Origin of the sequence: Oceanobacillus aidingensis, assembly GCF_042654105.1 — a bacterium.
Lineage (GTDB): Bacteria > Bacillota > Bacilli > Bacillales > Amphibacillaceae > Oceanobacillus > Oceanobacillus oncorhynchi.
Map to the genome: position 1 here is coordinate 93,029 of NZ_JBHSFT010000004.1, position 18,006 is coordinate 111,034.

Sequence of the window (18,006 nt, forward strand, 5' to 3'; positions counted from 1 at the left end):
CTAAAATGGATTAATCAGGAGGATCAGGCATGAGTGAGAATAATGCTGAATGGCTATCGCATTTATCATCAGAAGTTATTTCTGATGTACACGGAAGTTTATTAGACGCATACGTAATTGCGCTGGAAGGCTGGCGGAGAGGTCTGAAATTAAGGTGGCATGTTGAAGATTCAGAGAAATTCAGTGAAATGGTTACATGGTTCACCGAGAGACCTGGACAATTATTTTCATTAAGTTCAGATAGCAGGACACATTATTTCTTCCGTTCCAGAGGAGATAAAGTAACCAATGAAGCTGTATCTATTGGAAAAGACAAAGAAAGCTCCAAACAGCACTTAAGCGAGCACGGCGTTCCAGTACCGCAGGGAGGAATATTTACCAGCGAGCACACGAAAGAAGAAGTTCTGGAATGCGGCAGCAAAATCGGATTTCCCGTTGTGCAAAAACCAAAGGACGGAAGCTTTGGCCGCGGCGTCTTTGTCAACATTACCAGCACAGAAGAATTAGAAGCATGCTATGACTACACCAAAGAGCTGGGAACCACCGATGACATCATTATCGAGCAATATATCACCGGAAAAGATTACCGCCTATATGTTGTCGGAGATGAAGTTGTCGGAGCAATGCACCGCCAGCCGCCAAACGTTGTCGGAGATGGTGTACATACGATAGAACAGTTGATTCAATTAAAAAATGCAGAGCGAGAAAAAAATCCGCGTTTAGTAAGCTGTCCAATTATCGTAAATGATGAATTAACAGATTTTATCGCGAGAAAGGGTCATACGCTTTCTTCCATTCCTGAAAAAGATGATTTAATCTATTTAAACTTTAAAGGAAATATCTCACTTGGCGGCGATCCAATTGATGTATTAGACAGCCTGTCCCAGGAAGTGAAGGACACAGCAGTTAAAGCGCTGCGGTCCGTTGCAGGATTGACACATGGGGCCGTCGATATCATTATCAATGAGAAGGATGACAAAGCCTATGTATTAGAATTAAACCCTACCGCACAGCTGGGCGGGCTATTATATCCAATCGAGGGCAAGTCAAGAGATATTCCCAAAGCAATCATAGACTTTTATTTTCCAGAAACAAAGGACAAGAATGTTGCACAAATCAATACATTCTTTGATTTCCATGATGTACTGGACCCGCTCCAAAATCGGGACGCAACCGTGACCACTGTCACCCCATGCCCGCAGCAAAAGGTCTATATGAAGAAATATATCGTGGTCGGCGATGTCTTAGATATCGGTTACCACCGCGGCCTTCGCAAGCAGGCATTTGAACGGGAATTGCATGGATATATCATGACGAAGGAAATCGGCGATATCGAAATCGTCGTAGCCGGCACAGATCCGGAAATGGTAGAAGACTTTAAACACGGTATCTGGGAAGATGAAGAAAGAGCAACCGTGATGGAAGTATTAGAAGAAGATGTCGATGAAGCAGTGAAAGTCGGCTTTGAGATAAAAACAGATTTAAAAACACAGGTAGAAGAATTAAAATGGTACAAGCGTGAACTGGAAGAAACCGAGCTGGCCTTGAAAAAAGCCGAGTTGAAGCGGAGAAAGTACTACGAAAGCGTCTCTTGGAAGGCAACCTCGCCAATCCGGGCGGTTGGGTCGATCTTTAAGAAGTTTAAGGGATAATGATGAGTTGAAAGAAGCTACAGGAGGATATGAATATGAAAGACAATCAGTTAGGGATAAGTCTTCCACATCTGAATAATGACATTGTACGAAATGCGCGAAAAACACGTCTGGACGCATTTTCTGTTGCATTAGAAGGATGGAGAAGAGGTCTGAAGCTAAAATGGTACACGAAGGATTCCGAGCACTTTGAGAATATGGTTATTTTTGGAGTGAACCCGCCCGGACGTTTATTTTCATTAACCTCAGAGAAGCAGACACATTACTTCTTTAGAACAAGAGGAGACCTGGTTTCCAGCGAAGCAGTAGAAATTGGATCAGAAAAGGATGATACCAAAATCTATCTCGGCAATGCAGGCGTGCCTGTACCAAAGGGAAAAGGCTTTGAAGCAGAGGCAACCAATGAAGAGATTATCGAATTTGCGGATACAGTCGGCTTTCCATTAGTTCTCAAACCAACCAACGCGAGTCTTGGAAATGGTGTTGTAACGAATATTAAAAATAGAGAACAATTAATCAAGGCGATTCATTATGTCCGCCGGGAATTAGAGTATGAAGAAGTCGTGCTGGAGCAATATGTCAGCGGGAAAGAGTATCGTGTTTATGTCGTGGGTGATGAAGTGATTGCAGCGTACAACCGTGTACCTGCGAACATTATGGGCGATGGGGAACACACCATTGAGCAATTAATCGATATCAAGAACGCGATACGCAGAAAAAATGCCCGCTTAAACAGCTGTCTGATTCATATGGATGTCGAAATTCTCGAGTTTATTCAGGAAGCTGGCTACACATTGGAAAGTGTCCCGGAGAAGGACAAAGTAATTTACTTGCGGGAGAAAACGAATGTATCCTCCGGCGGAGACCCTGTTGATGTAACAGACACTCTGCCGCAAGAGTATAAGGAAATTGCCATCAATGCGTTAAAAGCAATCGATGATTTTCCACAGGGCGGCGTCGATATAATTGTCAATGACCGCGAAGACCTGAAAGGGGAAGCCGTTGTTATTGAATTGAACCCTACCGCACAAATTGGCGGGGCGCTTTTCCCAATCGAAGGAAAAGCAAGAGACATTCCGAAAGCGATTATAGACTATTATTTCCCAGAAACCAAAGGGAAGGTAGACACTACAAAATCAAGAGTCTCTTTTAATTTAATCAATGTTTTAGAGCCGCTTGAAAATAGAGCAGCACTGGAAGTAGAAGTTGCTCCTGCGCCAATCGGAGAGCTTTATATCCGGAAATATATCGTGAATGGAAATGTGCAGCGATACAATTACCATAAATGGCTGAAGAGACAAGCTCTTGCTCAAAACCTGCATGGTTATGTGAAAAGCATGGTCTTTGATGAAATTGAAGTCGTTGTAGCTGGAACGGATCAAAAAGCAGTGGAAGACTTTAAAGAGGTTATCAAAGGCTACCCGCAAGGATCGGAAGTAACCCGTATTAAAGAGGAAGACTATGACAGCTTTATTACGGTAGGCTTTGAAATTTCCGAGCGGTATAATACCAATAATATAAAATCCGTGCAGCATGCTTTAAGACGAATGGATAAAGATTTGCAGGAACTTAGAAAGAAAAAAGACAGAGCGGATAAGGACGTTAAGCATATTTTGAATAGTACTTCTTGGAAGGTCACAGAGTCTATACGGAAGGTCGGCTCGAAGGTGAAGAATAAAAAATAATCATTTATCTAGTCTAGTATCGATGAGATAAGATGATAAATAATTGTGGAGGAATGTTCATGTCACAAATTAAATTAACAGCTACTGGTGACGTGCTGCTACACTCTAGAGTGTACGATATCAGCAAAAAAAATGGGAAATATGATTTTAAAGATAAAATGGCTCCTGCGAAAAAACTGCTGCAAGCAGGAGATATCTCTGTTGTTAACTTAGAATCGATTGTAGCCGGAGAAGAATTAGGCCTTATCTCTTTCCCAGAATTTAATAACCCGGTAGAATTAGCGGAAAACTTAAAAGAATTCGGCACAGACATTGTCACAAATGCGAATAACCACAGTCTTGATTTAGGCGAAGAAGGCGTGCTTAAATCAATTGAAAACCTTGAAAAAATAGGGCTTCCTTACGTTGGTTCACATAAGTCAAAAGAAGACCAGCAAAAATTCCGTATTATTGAGAAGGAAGGAATTAAGGTAGCGATTCTATCTTATACGGCTGTCACGTTAGGCAAGAATCCGCCTAAAAATAAACCGTATCTTTTAAATCGTATTGTGGCCGGCTCTACGAAGGAAGTAAGACGGGATATTGAGCGCTTGAAAAAAGAAGAAAGCCCGGACGTAGTTGTTGTTGCAGCGCACTTTGGAAGAGAATATGCGCTTAATCCGCCAGCTTCTCAGGTAGATATTGCTACATCTTTATCAGACGCTGGTGCAGATATTGTTTTAGGACATCATCCGCATGTCCTTCAGCCTGCACAGTGGATATTGAATTCCAGAGGGAAAAAGACCTTTGTCATCTATTCTTTAGGAAACTTTTACAGCGGTCAAAAAGGATTGTATAGACAAATAGGCGGAGTATTGTCTCTGAATATCAGCAAAGATGAAAATGGTAAAGTGGCAATTAACCATCCGGAAATGGATCTGACCTTTGTAGATGCTAATCGTAAAAACAATTATCAAATGCATTTATTAAGTGATTATATAGCTAAAAATCCATACATTGAAACAGACCATGATAAATTCGACAGTCTGGAAGTATATAGCGAATTAACAGAGCGGTTAACGCAGTGGATGCCAGAGTTTAAATTAAAATAATAATAGATTAATAAAGCCATAAGCAGTCAGGAATACTAAATCCCGAGTGCTTATGGCTTTATGTTGTTATTTTTTCAGTTTTTCTGTAAATGCCCGAATAGGCTTCGTCATTTTCCAAGAGTTACTTTCTTCCATTTGCTGCAGGCGTTTCTTTAATTGTTTATTTTGTCGCTGGGTCAATTCTAGAGTCCGCTCGTCCCGCTCATATTTTGCTAGACGGTTCACGGCATATTGATAGTCTGATTTTAATTTAGCATAGTCTTTGATATATTTATTCAACGCAGCTTTTTCTTCCGAATTACTATTCTCACTGCTGGCAGCTTTTTCATTTGGCGTTTCAATATGAAACCCATGCATAATAGGGCTTGAACGTTTCTTTTCTGTTATTGTTGCCGACTTGCTGATTCGTTTTGTATATCTTTCCAGTCTTGTTTGGAAATCATTGATTCTTTTTTGACTGGAACCAACAATAATAGAGATATCTCCATTATTTAGGGGTTTTATATAACCATGGACTTTAGCATGATATGCCAAACGACGCACACGTCCGGAAAAAGCTTTTGTATATTCACAGCCGCTGACTACATAACGAGTAAGCTTTAATGCTCTCAAAGGCAATACAGGAATACCAACTTCTGTTGCATTTCCATTCATACAAGCATCGAAAATAAAATCAAAATCTAAGAAGAAGTTTTGAGCATTTGTCCGGTCGTAATCCACTGTTTCTGGAAAATAAAAATCAATTAATTTCGAAGGGATATCCTGCGCCTTTCCTTTCATTGGAAACAAATGTTGCGTAATATGCGCCCGTGTATTCAACTCAATAACAGCCGCTGTATCATTTTCTTCATCCACCATCATATCTACACCGCATTGAGGTAAATCGTCAAAAGCACTTACTGCATTAACGGCAATCTGTTTGATGTTATCAGACAGATCATCTGTAACTTCGATGGAATCGCCGCCTGCAGATACATTATTTTTTGATTTGATATAGACTAATTCCCCATCTGGGATAACAGAGTTCAGATCATAGCCTTCTCGGCGTAACATATTTCTCAGCTCATCATCGATTTTTATTTTTCGATTTGTAAGCGATGGAAGTTTAGCGCGTTCTTCATTCTTTTGATCAATTAATTGCCTGACTGTACTTTTACCGTCACCAACAACGTTTGCCTTTATTCGTTTTAAAGCTCCGATTACTTTGCTGTCTAGAACATAAACACGATAATCTTCTCCAGCAAAATACTTTTCTAAAATAATATGAGGAGATTTTAATTTCACTCGAACATAATTTAAAGCTTCAATCAACTCTTCTTCATTTTGAATACCAGCGATAACGCCTGTTCCTCCAGTTCCCGCTAGGGGCTTTACCACAACAGGGTATTGAATCTCAGCAGCATACTGTATTATTTCAGAATCACTGATATCGGCACTAAAGTCTTTTCCTCCAGGCGTAGACACATTATTTTTCTCTAGAACCTCTTTCGTTTTAACTTTGTTTTTTGTTAATTCTTTCGTTCGTTTAGAAACTAAATCGCCACGAGTGGCACTAAAATGATGGCTTTTATTACCATCTGTAATAACATAAGAGGGTTCAAATTTACCTGTTCCTTCTTTTACAATACTGAAAGAAATGGTTAATCCTCTTCGCCAGGCTTCTAATATAATACTATAGGTACTCAACATATAATTATTTGCTTTTTCCGGTATAGGGTGGTCTAAACTTTTTAGAAATCGATTTTCTGTCATAATCAATTCTCCTAACATAATTTCGCTTAAATAGTTAATTATTATTATAACATATTTCTTCAACTGTCCTCCCAATAAACGCCCATCAAATTCACTTGTGAACAACCCCAATTATCCCTAAGCTGATTTTGAAACAAAATAAATGACATTTTCCTTGTTAATTGAAACGAGAGCATACAGCCGGTCTTCCTGCGACAAAATTTTTAACAATTTAACTATCTATTTTCGGTATTAATTTATATAATATTTATAATCTGAAAAACAATGGCTATAAAATGAATCCAAGCTTCGAATTTCTTAAAATAACCTTTGTTGTTTTAGATTTGCAAGAGAAAATAATTTTTCATGCTGCAAAATGGTTAAAAGTTAAAAATAGGGTAAATTTAAGTAAAAAGATTGAAATAAAATGATGTTTCAAGAAATATATTTTGTTGGGATTTAGATAATCAGTAGAACGAACAACAGCAGGAAACAAGCTGATTGGGAAAAGAAATATGCATTTTTTTCTAATTAGTCATTAAACAAAAAAGAGGAGAATGATTATGAAATCTCAAGAGGTAGAGCTTTTACCTGCACTGAGTAAAAAAGTAGTGGAAGGGATAACTGGCTTCCAATTATGTTCTTATTTAGTAGCGTTGGAAGGCTGGAGAAGAGGACTGGAATTAAAATGGTATCGAGACGAAACAAGTCTTTGTAAATTAGACAGAATGAACAGCAGTACACATGGAAAGTTCTTTTCACTAAGTAATGGAGATAACCTGCATTATTTCTTTCGCTCCAGAGGAGACAAAGTAGCGAATAAGGCAGTAAGAATTTGTCAGAATAAAGAAGAAACAAAAGCGCTTCTTGAACAGAGTAATGTGCCTATTCCTATAGGAAAGACATTGGAAACAGATGCAGATATGATTGCTTACGCGAATGAAATTGGCTATCCTGTAATTATAAAACCATTAAATGGAAGTATGGGTAAAGGGGTCTATACAAATATATCCAATGAAAATGAGTTAGCAGGAGTTATTAAAGAATTAAGGTCGAAATATGCTTATCGTCAGTATATTGTGGAAAAGCATTATGATGGCAATGAATATCGAATTTATGTGGTTGGAGATAAAGTTATTGGCGCGACGAACCGGATTCCGGCAAATGTGGTTGGTGATGGAATAAACACGATAGAAAAATTGATTGAACTCAAGAACGAGGAAAGAAAACAGAATCCATATTTAGCACCGAAACCGATAAAAGTAGATTATGAAGTAACCTACATGCTGGAACGAGCCGGTTACGCGCTGAATAATATTCCTGAAAAAGGGGAGCAGGTTTTCCTGAGAGAAAAAAGTAATCTGTCCTCTGGCGGGGATCCTATCGAAGCTACCGATGAACTTTCAGAAGAAGTGAAGCAGATTGCTGTAAATGGATTAAAAGCGCTGCCTTCTCTCCCTCATGCCGGAATAGATATTATTGTAGACCCCAGGGATAATCGAAAGGGCGTTGTCTTAGAAATAAATGGGACGGCGGAAATTGGTTTTCACCTGTTCCCCTTAGTAGGGAAAGCAAGGGATGTTCCTGGTGCAATTATCGATTATTACTTCCCTGAAACAGCAGGGGAGAATAAATCTTATTTTTATTTTGATTATCTCAGCTTACTAGACCCTTTAAAGCAATGCGCTGTAGATGAAATCAAAGTTATCAAAACTCCAATGAAGGAAATGTCTGCTAAAAAATATACCGTCAGCGGGAAAGTGAACCGGGTAGGGTATATGAATTATATTAAAAGGCAGGCACTAAGAAATAACCTTTTTGGCTATGCGAAGAAAATAGATAACAATACGATTGAAGTTTATCTTATCAGTGAGAAAAAAGATGGGCTGGATACATTCAAGAAGTTTGTCAGCAAAGGGTCTAAAAAATCCATTGTTGAACAGATTGAGGAACGAAATCTGGAGTATTCAAACAGACCCAGAAAAATAGGTTTTCAAATAATAACTTAGTAAGAGAGAAGGATTGGACATGCAAGAAATCGGGATGTTGACCAATTTTAATAAGCCGACGGAATTAGCGAAAATGACTTCTCTAGTAGCAAAAGCATACGGCATGGAGCTAATCTACATGCGGCCGAAGGATATTAATATAGAAGAGAAAAAGGTGTATGGAAAAGTTCTAGTGAATAATAAATGGATGGATAAAACAACAGATATCCCCCCTTTCATTGATGCTGCTCCATATTGTTTTATGAGAAAAAATAAAGAGAAAATGGATTTTTTAAGAAAAACAACCTTTTTATCAGATAATCGAAGAAACGTGGTAACAAAGGAGATGTTACAAAATACGTTAAGCAAGGATGAGCAATTTTCTCATTTGATGATACCAACGCATAAAATCAAGTCTTTCCAGGATATGGACAGCTATCTGCATGATTATCAGAAGATTGTATTGAAGCCAGGGAAAGGACTGCGAGGCAAAGGCATCTATATTATTGAAAAGAAGGATAACGATTTATTTACAATCGGCTTTAATAAAGAAAAATGGGATGCTGATGTAAATGCACTGGAGGAATTTTTTGATAACACGGTAAGAGGAAAGAATTATATCCTCCAGAAATACGTTACGTCCAGAACCCCGCAAGGAGATCCGTTTGACTGCCGGGTCCATGTAGAAAAAGACGGAACAGGCAAGTGGGCGGTCGCTAAAATTTATGTGCGGATCGGTATCGGTCAGTCTGTTATATCTAATGTGAACCAGGGCGGAGGAATTAGTGATCCAAAAGAATTTCTCAAGGCAAACTTTAATAGGCAGCATGAGGAAATCTATCAAAATTTATTAAAACTCGGAACACAGATACCAAAAAAAATGGAGCAGCTGAGAGGAACACATATTATGTCCCTGGGGCTGGATATTGGAATAGATACAAACGGCAAATTATATCTATTTGAGGTAAATGATGGACCAAGTACCAAGGCAGTTATATCCGAAGTGGCATTTTTAAGAAGTAATTACTATTTGTATGTCTTAGAGAATCGATTAAACAGAAAAGTAAAAGTAAAAGATTCCACGGATGAATTGGAAAATAACCAGAAGGAAATCCGTGAATTAAAAGAAATGATTGCAGAAAAAGAGAAGCAATTAAATAGCATATTAAATAGTAAATCCTGGAAGCTGACAGGTGTTATGAGAAAAGCGAGAAGGAAGATGACCAAGAAGAAATAGCGGCGAATCGTGACGGTTTCTAACCTTCTATCATAAAAAGATAAGGACTTACGTATTTTAGCTGAAATGCCAGCTGGAATCGCAGGCAATAGAAATAAGAAAATGCTGTAAAGCGGCCGTTTTCCTGAATTTTATAGGGGAAGGCCGCTTATTTAATGGCGTTTTTTCTTCACGCTGATTCTAATTTGTAAGCAGCCGTAAAAAAGATGTGAGAATAAAATTAGATTTATGATAAGATGTGTATAGAAAGCATGGAAAAAAATAGAGTCATATATAGAGCAGATAATAAATAATCCAAATACATATAGTAGCCGCAGATAGAAATATTCCTGTTCACATGTATGATGAGAAACAAGTGAATACAAAGATGAAGGAGAATGGTTATGAAATCTCAAGAAGCAGAACTTCTTCCCGACCTGTCAAAAAAAGTAGTGAAAGATATAACAGGCTTTCAATTAGACGCTTATGCGGTAGCTTTGGAGGGCTGGAGAAGAGGCTTAGAATTAAAATGGTATAGTGATGAAACAAGCGTATGTAAATTGCATCGAATAAACAGCACCACACACGGGAAATTTTTCTCTCTCAGTGATGGAGAAAAAACGCATTATTTCCTGCGCTCCAGAGGCGATAAAGTAGCCAATAAAACGATAGGTATTTGTCAAAACAAAGAAAAAACCAAATCCTATATGCGAAAACATGATGTGCCGGTGCCGCTTGGAGCAGCTTTGGAAAGCGATGAAGAAATTATTAACTATGCGAATGAGATTGGCTATCCTGTCATTATCAAGCCGTTAAGCGGAAGCATGGGAGTAGGCGTATATACCAATATTTCGGATGAACAAACATTGGTAACTATTCTGAAGGAAGTAAGAAAAAAATATTCCTACCGCCGATATTTAGTGGAAAAACATTATGAGGGCAATGAATACCGTATCTATGTCGTCGGAGATAAAGTGATTGGCGCCACAAACAGAGTCCCTGCAAACGTCACAGGGAATGGGGTTGACACGATTGAAAAATTAATTGAAATCAAGAATGAGGAAAGAAAAAAGAATCCGTATTTGGCGCCAAAGCCGATAAAGGTAGATTATGAAGTGACCTATATGCTGGAAAGAGCAGGATATACCGTAACCAGTGTTCCAAAAGAAGGCGAGCAAATCTTTCTGCGGGAAAAAAGTAACCTTTCTTCCGGCGGTGACCCGATTGAGGCAACCGATGAACTGTCAGATGAGGTGAAACAAATTGCGGTCGACTCGTTAAAAGCACTTCCTTCCATCCCGCATGCCGGAGTAGATATTATTGTAGAATCGAAGGATAATACAAAAGGGGTCGTATTAGAAGTGAATGCAACGGCTGAAATTGGCTTCCATCTATTTCCGCTGATCGGGAAAGCGAAGGACATTCCTGGAGCGCTCATTGATTACTATTTCCCGGAAACAGCAGGCGCTGAGAGAACACATTTTTATTTCGATTACCTGAGCATCTTAGAACCGATAAAAACGGGAGCGGTTGAGGAGATAAAGGTCGTTAAAACACCATTGAATAAAAAGTATGCAAAGAAATATACGGCAACTGGAAAATTAAACAGAGTGGGGTATATGACAAAAATAAAAAGATTTGCATTGGAAAGAAATTTATATGGCTATGTGAAAAAAATAGATGAAAACACCGTCGACATCTTCCTTATCGGAGAATCAAAAGAAGAATTAGATGCATTTAAAGAATATGTGAAAAAAGGATCGAAAAAATCTGTCGTCAAAAATATTAGAGAAAAAGATCTTGAACTCTCTGGCAGGCCAAGGAAAACAGGGTTTAAAGTTATCACAACATCCTGATTAGCATCTACTAACTGTAAAAGAACTATCATAAAATGAACTATTTGGAGTAGATATACGCTGAAATAGTTCATTTTTCTTTTCGAAATGATAAGATGGATGAGTTTAAAAGAATCTATTATAATCCAATATTTTCCTTATCATTATATATGAAACTACTTTGTTAAAATAAACACTAAGCAAAAAGACCATCTAAACAGCCACGAAATTTTTGAAAAATACATAAAATCATGTCAAAAAGTGTCTTTTTTGGTACAGTATATTTACATATAACAATGTGAAAGCACAGATTCATAGAAGGTTTAAATAACGGATGGCGGAGGTATAAGTATGTCACAGATGAAATTAGTAGCTACTGGAGATGTTCTGCTACATGACAGGGTATATGATAAATGTATAAAAAACGGAAAATATGACTTCCGGGATAAGATGGCTCCCGTAAAGGAATTATTACAAGCGGGAGATTTGTCGATTGTTAATTTAGAATCAATCGTAGCTGGGGAAGAATTTGGGCTTGCGACGTACCCAAGATTTAATAACCCGATTGAGATTGCAGAAAACTTAAAGGAATTTGGCACAGACATCGTTACCAATGCCAATAACCACAGCTTTGACTTTGGAGAAGAGGGCGTATTGAAATCCATTGAGAACCTTGAAAAAATTGGTTTGCCTTATGTAGGTTCCCACAAGTCCAAAGCAGACAAGGACACATTCCGGATATTTGAGCGAAATGGTATTAAAGTGGCCGTGCTGTCGTATTCAACGGTTTCCAATAATAAGGATTTTCCTAAAGGAAAAAGATATTTATTAAACCGAATCATCGGCGGATCAACCATCCCTGTCAGAAAAACAATTGAGCGCTTAAAGGAAGAAGAAAAGGTGGATGTGGTAATTGCAGCCGTGCATTTTGGACCAGAGTATGCTTTAAATCCATCATCATTTCAAGTGAATCTAGCTACATCTCTATCAGATGCTGGCGCAGATATTATCCTTGGACATCATCCGCATGTCTTGCAGCCGGCGCAGTGGATACTGAATTCCCGGGCAAACAAATCATTGGCGATCTATTCTCTCGGGAATCTGTATACCGGGCAATTTGGGGTCTACCGGCAAATCGGAGGGGTGCTCTCTCTGGACATAAGCAAAAATGAAGACGGACAAGTTACAATCGGACAGCCTGAAATGGATTTAACCTTCGTCGATGATGTGAACAATACCGAGTTTCAAATGCATTTATTCCGGGATTATATCGAAGAAAATCGCCATATCAAAACAGACTTTGGCACATTTGACAGTTTAGAGATATATACCGAGCTAAAAAACAGATTAACACAATGGGTTCCAGACTTTAAACTCAGGTAAGCAAAGCAATATGTTTCCTTTCATAGGTTAGATTTCATCACTTTAATTGGAAAATTGTATTTGGATCAAAATATCTATAATCATAAATAAACTCGATATTATCAAACAACAGGAAGAAGGATTGTAGATGATAGTAGGCTATATGCGCAATTTAAAAAAACCGGATTCACTGGCCAGAACAACGTCACTCATTGCCAAGTCATATGGAATCGAATTGCTCTATATGAACCCGGCAGATGTCGATATAAAAAAGAAAAAAGTATATGGAAGATTACTGGTCAATAATAAGTGGGTGAATAAAGAGACGGATATTCCTCCTTTTATCGATGTCGTTCCGTATTGCTTTAAAAAGGAAACGAAAGAAGTTATGGATTTCTTAAAAGAAACGACGTTATTATCCGAAGATCGACAAAATGTCATCACGAAAGAATATTTACAAGAGGTATTAAGTAAGGATGAGGTGTTTTCTCATTTAATGATACCTACGCATCCGATGGAGACGGTTGAAGATTTACATCATTACTTGAATCAGTACCAAAAAGTCGTGCTGAAGCCGGAAAGCGGGCTGCGCGGTAAAAATATCTATTTTATAGAAAAGGTAGAAGCGAATATATTCCAAATTGGTTTTAATACAGAAAAATGGAAGATTCCTTTAAATGAACTGAAATCATTTTTCGATACTACGTTAAAAGGGAAAAATTACTTCCTTCAAAAATACGTTGTATCAAGAACGCTTCAGGGCGATCCGTTTGATTGCCGGGTACATGTAGAAAAAAATGGCAGAGGCCGGTGGGCAATTGCTAAGATTTATGTGCGGATTGGCATCGGACAGTCCGTTATTTCCAATGTGAACCAAGGCGGAGGCGTCAGTGATACGAGAGAATTTTTAAAAGCAAATTACGGGGATAAATGGCAGGAAATCTATCTATATTTAAAAAAACTCGGAAAAATAATCCCGGAAAAAATGGAAGAGCTGCGAGGAAAAGATATTATGACATTAGGGCTGGATGTTGGCATCGATCAAAGCGGCGAACACTTTTATTTGTTTGAAGTGAATGACAGTCCCAGCTCCAAAGCATTAAAATCCGATGTAGCCTATTTTAGAAGCAATTACTACGTGTATGTGTTAAGCGAAAAATTAAATATTCAAGTGAAGGATGCAAAGGAAGAGGTAGAATCCCTTTCGGACAGAATCGCTCAAATGCAAAAAGAAATAAGAGAAAAAGACGAGGCACTCACTGGTATGGAAAAACAAATGGTTCAAAAAGAGAAAGAACTCACCAGCAAAGAAAAACGGCTGAATAATATGCTGAATAGTACCTCCTGGAAAATGACAGGCATTTTGAGAAAAACTAAAAAAATATTTGTAAAGAAATAGCCATATGCGTGTAACAATATAAAGAAAACTTAATAGAATTGAAATCGATCAAAGCGTATGATATGTCCCTAAAACCCGGACAAATAGCGAATTGTATTCTATTACATGCACTTTAAAATAAAACTAAAAGTAGAATAAGGGGACTGTTTTTATGAAAACACAACAAGTAGAACTCCTTCCTACACTGACAAAGGAAGCTGTAAATGATGTGACTGGCTATCAGCTATGCGGTTATTTAATCGCTTTAGAAGGATGGAGAAGAGGATTAGAATTAAAATGGTACAGAGATGAATCCAGTCTTTGCAAACTGCATCGTATGTTCAGCAGCACGCACGGGAAATTCTACTCTTTAAGCAACGGAGATACGCTACATTATTTCTATCGCTCCAGAGGGGATAAAGTAGCCAATAAATCAGTCACGATATGTCTGGATAAAGAAAAAACAAAAGCTTTTCTTGAAAAGGGGAATGTACCTGTCCCTAAAGGGAAGACATTAGAAACAGATGAAGCGATCATTGATTACGCGAATGAGATTGGTTACCCGGTTATTATCAAACCATTAAAAGGCAGCATGGGAAAAGGCGTCTACACCAATATTGATAATGAAGCGGAACTGACTGCTGTTTTAAAAGAATTAAGAAACAGCTATTCCTACCGTCAATATATTGTAGAAAAACACTACGGCGGCAAGGAATACCGTGTATATGTTGTCGGCGATAAGGTTATTGGCGCGACGAACCGGATTCCTGCCAATGTGGTTGGAGATGGGATAAACACCATTGAAAAATTGATTGAACTAAAAAATAACGAAAGAAAAAAGAATCCATATTTAGCAACAAAGCCTATAGAGGTTGATTACGAAGTGAATTCCATGTTGAAAAGAGCCGGCTATACAGTAGACAGTATTCCGGCAAAAGACGAGCAGGTCTTCTTAAGGGAAAAAAGCAATCTGTCTACTGGCGGAGATCCAATCGAGGCAACGGATGAATTGACAGATGAAGTGAAGCAGATTGCCGTAGATGCGTTAAAGGCATTGCCATCGCTTCCGCATGCCGGGTTAGATATTATCGTCAATCCAGAGGACAATCGAAAAGGCGTGGTGCTGGAAATCAACGGAACTGCAGAAATTGGTTTTCACCTGTTCCCCTTAGAAGGAAAGGCAAGAGATGTCCCTGGTGCCATCATGGATTATTACTTCCCGGAAACAATCGGGAAAGAAAAATCCAACTTTTATTTCGACTATCTCTGCATGTTAGAACCATTAAAAAAATATGCAGTAGATGAAATGAAAGTGATCCGGACACCGGCAATTAACATGTATGCGAAAAAATATACGGTAACCGGAAAAGTGAACCAGGTAGGATATCTGGGTTTTATTAAAAGACAAGCGCTGAAGAACGATCTCTTTGGCCATGCGAAAAAAATAAATAAAAAGACGGTGGAAGTCTACCTGATCGGCGAGGAAAAAGAAGTCCTGGATACATTCAAAAAGACAGTAGAGAAAGGAAATAAAAAGTCCTCTGTCGAGAAGGTAGAAGAACAGGATCTTGTCTATACCAACGAGCCAAGAAAGACCGGATTTCAGGTCATCACAAAGACAAACCGCCGCTGAAACCGTCAGAAGAATAAATAGGCAATTAAATAGCCTGCCAGAGAAGGCGCGAAAAAGAATGGGAATAAAACCAATCAGGTCTTCTCTGGCAGATACATAAGGTGGGAGATTATGAGGGCAAAGGATTTAACGGGAAGAATATTAAATCGATCGAATCGAATGATTGTCTTGGAGGCACATAAAAGAGGGGTCGAGGTAACCCCGTTACCGAATAAAAGATTTAAAATGGCGTACAATGGCAAGTCGTACCTCATTAGAAGAGGAATGATTGTAAACAGCTATAATACCTCGCTGGCCATTGAAGTGACGAACCGAAAAGAAATCACAAGCAGAATGCTGAGAGGGAAGGGCTTCCCGGCTCCAGAGAACATCGTGTTTTCGAATACAGATGTCGAACGGGCATGGGCTTGGGCGCAGCCAATTTTACCAGTCGTGATAAAGCCATATAACGATGCAAAAGGTACAGATGTATACGTGAAACTTACGGACTATGATGAATTTGTGCAGTGCTTTCATAAAGTTGGCGAAAAACATAAAGAAGTGCTTATTGAAGAATACATCAGCGGGAAAGAATATCGCTTTACGTATGTAAAAAATGAAATTGTAGGGGTTGCACACCGAATCCCGGCTAATGTGACAGGAGATGGTGTTTCGACCATTGCTGAATTAGTAGAGACGAAAAACAAAGAACGGGAGCAAAGAAAAAATCCCATTCATATTAAAATAAAATTAGATGAGGAAATTGAACGGGTATTATCTAAGTTGAATTATACATTTCAGACTATCCCGGCCGACGGTGAGATGGTATACTTGAGGTCGAATTCCAATGTGTCAACAGGCGGAGACGCCATTGATGTAACAGATGATATTAGTTTTGAAATCAAAGAAATCGTAAGAAAAGCGGTTCGTGCTATCCCGGGAGCAAGAATATGCGGCGTGGATGTTCTGATCAATGGAGAGGATATTCATATTTTGGAAATGAATGTCGGTCCTCTGGGTCCTATGCTTACCATGCACCATTTCCCGTGGGTTGGAAAAAAGAGGGATGTCATTGGGAAAGTAGTCGATGCATTATTCCCGGACACAGCAGCAGTAAAAGTAGAATAGCGATGAAGAATATAGCAAATGGCATGTTAAAAGAATGAAAAGGTGGGAATATCCATGTACGAAGTAGGTATTATGACTAATTTTAAAAAACCTACAAAACTGGCAACAATGACAGCATTAATAGCGAAATCATACGGAATTGAAATTATTTATATGTCACCAAAAGATGTTAGTATCGAAGAAAGAAAGATTTATGGGAAAGTAATGGTTAATAATAAATGGGTTGATAAAAAAACCGATATTCCACCTTTTATTGATGCAGCTATATATTGCTTTAAAAAAGATAATAAAGAAGTCATGGACTTTTTAAGAGAGACGACATTTCTTTCGGATACGAGAGAGAACTTGATAAATAAAGAGAAATTACAAGGAATATTAAAGGAAGATCCGAAATTCGCTCATTTAATTATTCCTACACATAATGTAAAGACATTTGATGATGTCTATCCAAACTTAATGAAATATAATAAAGTCGTGATTAAGCCTGGAAATGGAATAAAGGGCAAGGATATCTACTCTATTGAAAAAATCGGAGAAGATCTCTTTACAATAGGCTACCAGCGGAATGAATGGGATGTTCCATTAAATGATCTGCGAGAATTTTTTGATGAGGTCTTGCAGCAAAGGAATTATATTCTTCAAAAATACGTTGCGTCCAAAACACCGCAGGGTGATCCCTTTGATATTCGGGTGCATGTGGAAAGAGACCGCGCCGGCAAATGGTCGATTGCAAAAATCTATGTACGGATCGGAATCGGGCAGTCTGTTGTCTCGAATGTGAGTCAAGGAGGCGGCGTCAGTGAGCCTGTTGCCTTTTTAAAAGCATTCTACGGAGATAAATGGGAGACGATTTACAGTAATTTGGTGACGATAGGAAAGACACTGCCGAAGAAAATGGAGAAGTTAAGAAAAACACACATCATGTACCTGGGAATAGATATTGGCATCGAATCAAATGGCGATTTGTATTTGTTTGAAACAAATGATGGACCGGGTACCAAGAACGTTATCTCCGAAGCAGCCTTCCATCGAAGCAATTACTATGCCTATGTCATGAAAGAAAAATTAAATTATCCAGTAAAGCAGCTGGTCGATGTAATCGAGGATGACCAGCATAAGATTGCTCAATTGGAAATAGCGAATTCCCAATTAGAAACAGCAGTAAGCAAAGAAACAAAGAAAACAGCGAAAAAAGAAAAACAGATCCAGGATATGATAAACAGCACCTCATGGAAGGTGACCGGGTTTCTCAGAAAAGCGAAGAAGCTGGTGAAGAAAAGTTAATTAATGGAACGAAAAAAGGAACGAGGCATGACACTGTGAAGTCA

Annotated in this window: 12 protein-coding genes; 11 read left to right on the plus strand and 1 reads right to left on the minus strand. The window is 38.5% G+C overall.

Going from position 1 to position 18,006, the window contains the following annotated elements:
• Positions 1–29 precede the first annotated feature (29 nt).
• Genes ACFO3P_RS04125 through ACFO3P_RS04135 form a run of 3 tightly spaced genes read left to right on the plus strand, consistent with a single transcriptional unit; the run spans position 30 to position 4,428 of the window.
• Positions 30–1,652, plus strand: coding sequence for an acylphosphatase (locus ACFO3P_RS04125; RefSeq protein WP_379542182.1), 1,623 nt, complete (start codon positions 30–32; stop codon positions 1,650–1,652).
• Positions 1,653–1,687: 35 nt separating this feature from the next.
• On the plus strand, positions 1,688–3,337 hold the full coding sequence (locus ACFO3P_RS04130) for an acylphosphatase (protein WP_341173343.1): 1,650 nt from the start codon (positions 1,688–1,690) through the stop codon (positions 3,335–3,337).
• 59 nt (positions 3,338–3,396) lie between these two features.
• Positions 3,397–4,428: a CapA family protein gene (locus ACFO3P_RS04135; protein WP_341173342.1), complete on the plus strand. Its 1,032-nt coding sequence runs from the start codon at positions 3,397–3,399 to the stop codon at positions 4,426–4,428.
• A 66-nt stretch (positions 4,429–4,494) separates the two neighbouring features.
• Here ACFO3P_RS04135 and ACFO3P_RS04140 read toward each other — a convergent pair whose 3' ends face one another.
• Positions 4,495–6,180 (minus strand): ATP-binding protein, encoded by a 1,686-nt coding sequence (locus tag ACFO3P_RS04140; RefSeq protein WP_212929164.1) that lies wholly within the window; start codon positions 6,178–6,180, stop codon positions 4,495–4,497.
• A 542-nt stretch (positions 6,181–6,722) separates the two neighbouring features.
• Here ACFO3P_RS04140 and ACFO3P_RS04145 point away from each other — a divergent pair.
• From ACFO3P_RS04145 to ACFO3P_RS04180, 8 genes are all read left to right on the plus strand, one after another.
• A complete protein-coding gene (locus ACFO3P_RS04145; protein ID WP_212929163.1) occupies positions 6,723–8,168 on the plus strand; it encodes an acylphosphatase in 1,446 nt (481 codons plus the stop codon).
• A 19-nt stretch (positions 8,169–8,187) separates the two neighbouring features.
• Positions 8,188–9,384, plus strand: a complete 1,197-nt coding sequence (locus tag ACFO3P_RS04150) for a YheC/YheD family protein (RefSeq protein WP_212929162.1) — start codon at positions 8,188–8,190, stop codon at positions 9,382–9,384.
• Positions 9,385–9,767: 383 nt separating this feature from the next.
• Positions 9,768–11,219: an acylphosphatase gene (locus ACFO3P_RS04155; RefSeq protein ID WP_212929161.1), complete on the plus strand. Its 1,452-nt coding sequence runs from the start codon at positions 9,768–9,770 to the stop codon at positions 11,217–11,219.
• Positions 11,220–11,549: 330 nt separating this feature from the next.
• Complete coding sequence (locus tag ACFO3P_RS04160; protein WP_212929160.1) at positions 11,550–12,581, plus strand: CapA family protein; 1,032 nt, start codon at positions 11,550–11,552, stop codon at positions 12,579–12,581.
• 127 nt (positions 12,582–12,708) lie between these two features.
• Positions 12,709–13,959 carry a YheC/YheD family protein gene (locus ACFO3P_RS04165; protein ID WP_379542183.1) on the plus strand — a complete coding sequence of 417 codons (1,251 nt, stop codon included), beginning with the start codon at positions 12,709–12,711 and terminating at the stop codon, positions 13,957–13,959.
• Positions 13,960–14,110: 151 nt separating this feature from the next.
• Entirely contained in the window at positions 14,111–15,571 is a 1,461-nt protein-coding gene (locus ACFO3P_RS04170) for an acylphosphatase (RefSeq protein WP_379542184.1), read from the plus strand.
• Positions 15,572–15,682: 111 nt separating this feature from the next.
• A complete protein-coding gene (locus tag ACFO3P_RS04175) occupies positions 15,683–16,678 on the plus strand; it encodes a hypothetical protein (protein ID WP_379542185.1) in 996 nt (331 codons plus the stop codon).
• A 54-nt stretch (positions 16,679–16,732) separates the two neighbouring features.
• On the plus strand, positions 16,733–17,962 hold the full coding sequence (locus ACFO3P_RS04180; protein ID WP_379542186.1) for a YheC/YheD family protein: 1,230 nt from the start codon (positions 16,733–16,735) through the stop codon (positions 17,960–17,962).
• The last annotated feature ends 44 nt before the right edge of the window (positions 17,963–18,006 follow it).